The organism is Acidobacteriota bacterium (genome assembly GCA_003696075.1).
In the GTDB taxonomy this organism is placed as follows: domain Bacteria; phylum Acidobacteriota; class Polarisedimenticolia; order J045; family J045; genus J045.
Map to the genome: position 1 here is coordinate 1 of RFHH01000231.1, position 3,904 is coordinate 3,904.

The window sequence follows — 3,904 nt, forward strand, 5'->3', positions numbered from 1 at the left end:
CGGGGCGCGATCGAGGCAGCGGTCGAGTCCTCGTCCGTGGATCGGCTGCGGGCGGTGATCGCGCGTCGCGCGCGCGAGACGGACTGGTGCTGGCAGACGGCGCGGCGGGGACGCGCCAGCGAATGGCGCGAGTGGCCGGAGCGGAAGTCGTCGCTGCTGCTCTCGCCGCTCGCCGTCGACGTGATGGCCGACCTCGGCTACGAGGTGCCCGCGCCGGTGGCGTCCGATCCCGATCCGGAGTGGCTCCACCTGGCGGCGATGGGGGCGAGGGAGATCGCCGCCGGCGAGGCGGCCTGGCTGTTGCCCCGGCTGCGGGCCGGCGTCGAACGAGCGCCCTCCGGGCGCGCCGAGGCGCTGGCGCGCTGCCATCTCGCGCTTCGCTGGACGGCGTCGATCTTCCCGCGGGGCGGTCCCCCGCCGGTGGTCATCGCCGCCGCGCAGGGGTTCGCGCGCCTCGTGCTGCGGCACCCCGGCTGGCTGCCGCTGGTGGAGGCGACGCTGGAGGCTCTCGAGCGGGACGAGTTGCCGGAGCCGGCAGATCCGCCGCGCCGCGATTCGTGGACCCCCCCGGACTCCGCGCGCCGCACCGCAGCCGCCGGGGCCAAACCGTCCCCGCCCGGACCCGAAGGAGCTCCCCATGTCCCGTACTGACCTGCTGGTGATCGCGCCCGGCAACGGGCGGCTGATCTATCAGGAACTGGCCCAGGAGTACGCGGCGATCGAGCCGCCGATCTGGGCCGGGATGCTCGCCAACTCCGCGCGGCACGCCGGCTACGAGGTGGCGATCGTCGATCAGGAGGCGCAGGGGTTCTCGGCCGAGAAGGTCGCCGCCGAGGCGGCCACGCACGATCCGCGGCTGATCGCGATCGTCGTCTACGGCCAGCAGCCCTCCGCGTCGACGCAGACGATGACGGCCGCGGGCGAGGTCGCGGCGGCGCTGCGGCGGGCCGGAGCCGACGCGCCGGTCGTGCTGTTGGGTGGCCATCCCTCGGCGCTCCCGGAGCGCAGCTTGCTCGAGACCGAGGTCGACGCGGTGTGCCAGGGGGAAGGGCCGCACACGCTGCGGGCCCTGCTCGCGCTCGACGATCCGGCCGACCGCCGCCGCTGGCACGAGGTGCCGGGGCTCTGGTACCGCTCCGACGGGGGCGTGAGCTCGAATCCCCGCGCACCGCTGATCCCGGCGGAGGAGCTTCCGGAGCTGCTTCCCGGCGTCGCCTGGGACCTGCTGCCGATGGAGCGCTACCGGGCGCACAACTGGCACTGCTTCGGGCACCTCGACCGGCGCACGCCGTACGGCTCGATCTACACCAGCCTCGGCTGTCCCTACCGCTGCGCCTTCTGCTGTATCAACGCGCCGTTCGGCAAGTCGTCATTCCGCTACTGGCCGCCCGAGTTCACCGTCGCGCAGATCAAGCGGCTGCGCGCGGAGTACGGCGTGCGCAACCTCAAGATCGCGGACGAGATGTTCGTGCTCAACGAGAGGCACTACCTCGCGATCTGCGAGGGGATCGTCCGCGAGGGGATCGACGACCTCAACATCTGGGCCTACGCGCGCGTCGACACGGTCAAGAGCGAGCCGCTGGCGCTGATGCGCCGGGCCGGCGTTCGCTGGCTCTGCCTCGGCATCGAGTCGGCGAGCCGCTTCGTCCGCGACGGCGTGCGCAAGGGGAAGTTCGGCCGCGAGCAGATCTTCGACACCGTGAAGCGGATCCGCGACGCCGGCATCTACGTCATCGGCAACTACATCTTCGGCCTGCCGGACGACACGTTCGACTCGATGCAGGAGACGCTCGACGTCGCGATGGAGCTGAACTGCGAGATGGCGAACTTCTACTGCGCCACCGCCTATCCCGGCTCGGCGCTCTACGAGCGGGCCGTCAAAGAGGGCTGGCCGCTGCCGGAGGAGTGGCACCACTACTCGCAGCACTCGCGCTGGTCGAAGCCGCTCCCGACCGAGACGCTCAGCGGCGAGCAGGTGCTCGCCTTCCGCGACTGGGCCTGGCAGGTCTACTTCACCAACCCGCGCTACCTCGAGATGGTCCGCCGCACGTTCGGGATCGTGACGGTGCGGCACATCCGGAAGCTGACCGCGATCCGCCTGGAGCGCGAGCACCTCTGGACGCCGGAGGGAGAGGAGACGCCCCGTGTCGAACAGATCGCTTGAGAAGCTGCAGGAAAAGGCTCGCTGGGTACGGCGCACCGTGCTCGAGATGGCGGTGAACGCGAAGAGCGGCCACGTCACGTCGGCCTTCTCGCAGACGGAGCTCTTGGTCGCGCTCTACCACGGGGGGATCCTGCGCGTGCGGCCGGACGAGCCGGACTGGCCCGACCGCGACCGCTTCATCCTCAGCAAGGGGCAGGGGGGCATCGGCCTCTACCCGGTGCTGGCCGATCTCGGCTTCTTCCCGAGAGAGGAGCTGGAGCTGTTCACCCAGCGCGGGAGCCAGCTCGGGGTGCACTGCGAGTGGCACGTGCCGGGGATCGAGACCGTCTCCGGCTCGCTGGGTCACGGGCTGCCGGTGGCGACCGGGATGGCGGAGGCGGCGCGCCGGGACGGCAAGCGCCACCTCGTCGTGCTGATCACGGGCGACGCCGAGCTGTACGAGGGCTCGAACTGGGAGGCGGCGATCGTCGCCGGCGCGCGCCGCTACGACAACCTGGTGCTGATCGTCGATCGCAACGGCCAGGGCGTGCTCGGCCACACCGACCCGCGCGACGATGCCTACCTCGACTGGAGCAGCGACGGGCCGGCGCTCGAGCCGCTGGCGGCGAAGTTCGCCGCGTGCGGCTGGGAGACGAACGAGATCGACGGCCACGACTTCGGCGCGATCTTCGGCGCCCTGGACGGCATCCGCGAGCGGAAGGGGCGCGGCCCGCTCGCCGTCGTGGCGCGGACCGTGAAGGGGAAGGGCGTGCCGTTCCTGGAGAACGAGCGCCGCTGGCACTACAGGGTGCCGGAAGGCGAGGAGCTGGAGATCGCGCGCCGGGCGCTCGCCTGAGCCGCCGGGGTCGACGGGAGAACGCCATGGGCAAGCCGAAGATCGGGATGAGGGACGCCTTCTTCAACGCTCTGTACGAGATCGCGCGGAACGACCGGGACGTCTACATCGTCAGCGCCGACAACGGCGCGCCGACGATCGACCAGTTCGCGTCCAACCTGCGCGACCAGTTCATCCAGGTCGGGATCGCCGAGCAGCAGATGATCGGGATGGCGGCCGGCCTCGCGCTCGAGGGGAAGAAGGTCTACACCTACGCCATCTGTCCCTTCATCACGGCGCGCGTCTACGAGCAGATCAAGATCGACGTCTGCGCGCAGAACCTCCAGGTGACGATGCTCGGTGTCGGTGCCGGTTATGCCTACGACATCATGGGGCCGACGCACCACACGGTGGAGGATTTCGCGATCCTGCGCGTGCAGCCGAACATGACGATCCTGAGCCCCGCCGACGGCACCACCGCCGCGGCGATGGCGCCCTGGACGCACCGGAATGCCGGCCCCTGCTACGTCCGCTTCGACCGCGCCGGTTTGCCGGAGATCTACGAGACGGCGCCCGATCTGGAGACCGGCTTCGCGGTGCTGAGGGAGGGGACCGACTGCACGATCGTCGCGACCGGCGTGATGGTCGGCCAGGCGCTCTCGGCCGCGGAGGAGCTGGCGCGGAACGGCGTGTCGGCGGGCGTTCTCGATCTCTTCCGGATCAAGCCGCTCGACGCGGATCGGCTGCTCGCCGCCCTCGGCCCCGCCACGAACGTCGTCACGCTCGAGGAGCACTATGCCGCGGGAGGGATCGGCGGCATGCTGGCGGAGCTGTTCACCGAGCGCGAGGTGCCGCGGCGCCTGCTGCGCCTCGGCCAGGCCGACCGGTTCGCGTTCGAGATGGGAGGGCGCGCCGCGATCTGGGAG

At 71.1% G+C, this 3,904-nt stretch carries 4 protein-coding genes; all 4 read left to right on the forward strand.

Translation table 11 applies throughout. The features are described from left to right. Nucleotides 1–651, forward strand: a 651-nt coding sequence (locus tag D6718_13980) for a hypothetical protein (GenBank protein RMG42334.1), incomplete at its 5' end; no start/stop codon positions are given. Continuing rightward, complete coding sequence (locus D6718_13985) at nt 638–2,164, forward strand: radical SAM protein (protein ID RMG42335.1); 1,527 nt, start codon at nt 638–640, stop codon at nt 2,162–2,164. The genes D6718_13980 and D6718_13985, both read left to right, overlap by 14 nt. Before the next feature lie 46 nt (nt 2,165–2,210). Then, on the forward strand, nt 2,211–2,999 hold the full coding sequence (locus D6718_13990; protein ID RMG42337.1) for a transketolase: 789 nt from the start codon (nt 2,211–2,213) through the stop codon (nt 2,997–2,999). Nucleotides 3,000–3,025: 26 nt separating this feature from the next. After that, the coding region (locus tag D6718_13995; protein ID RMG42336.1) for a 1-deoxy-D-xylulose-5-phosphate synthase at nt 3,026–3,904 on the forward strand (879 nt) is incomplete at its 3' end.

What these genes read in the sequence shown, in the direction of transcription:
- D6718_13985 (RMG42335.1), top strand. Translation starts at nt 638, where the DNA reads ATGTCCCGTACTGACCTGCTGGTGATCGCGCCCGGCAACGGGCGGCTG.
- D6718_13990 (RMG42337.1), top strand. Translation starts at nt 2,211, where the DNA reads ATGGCGGTGAACGCGAAGAGCGGCCACGTCACGTCGGCCTTCTCGCAG.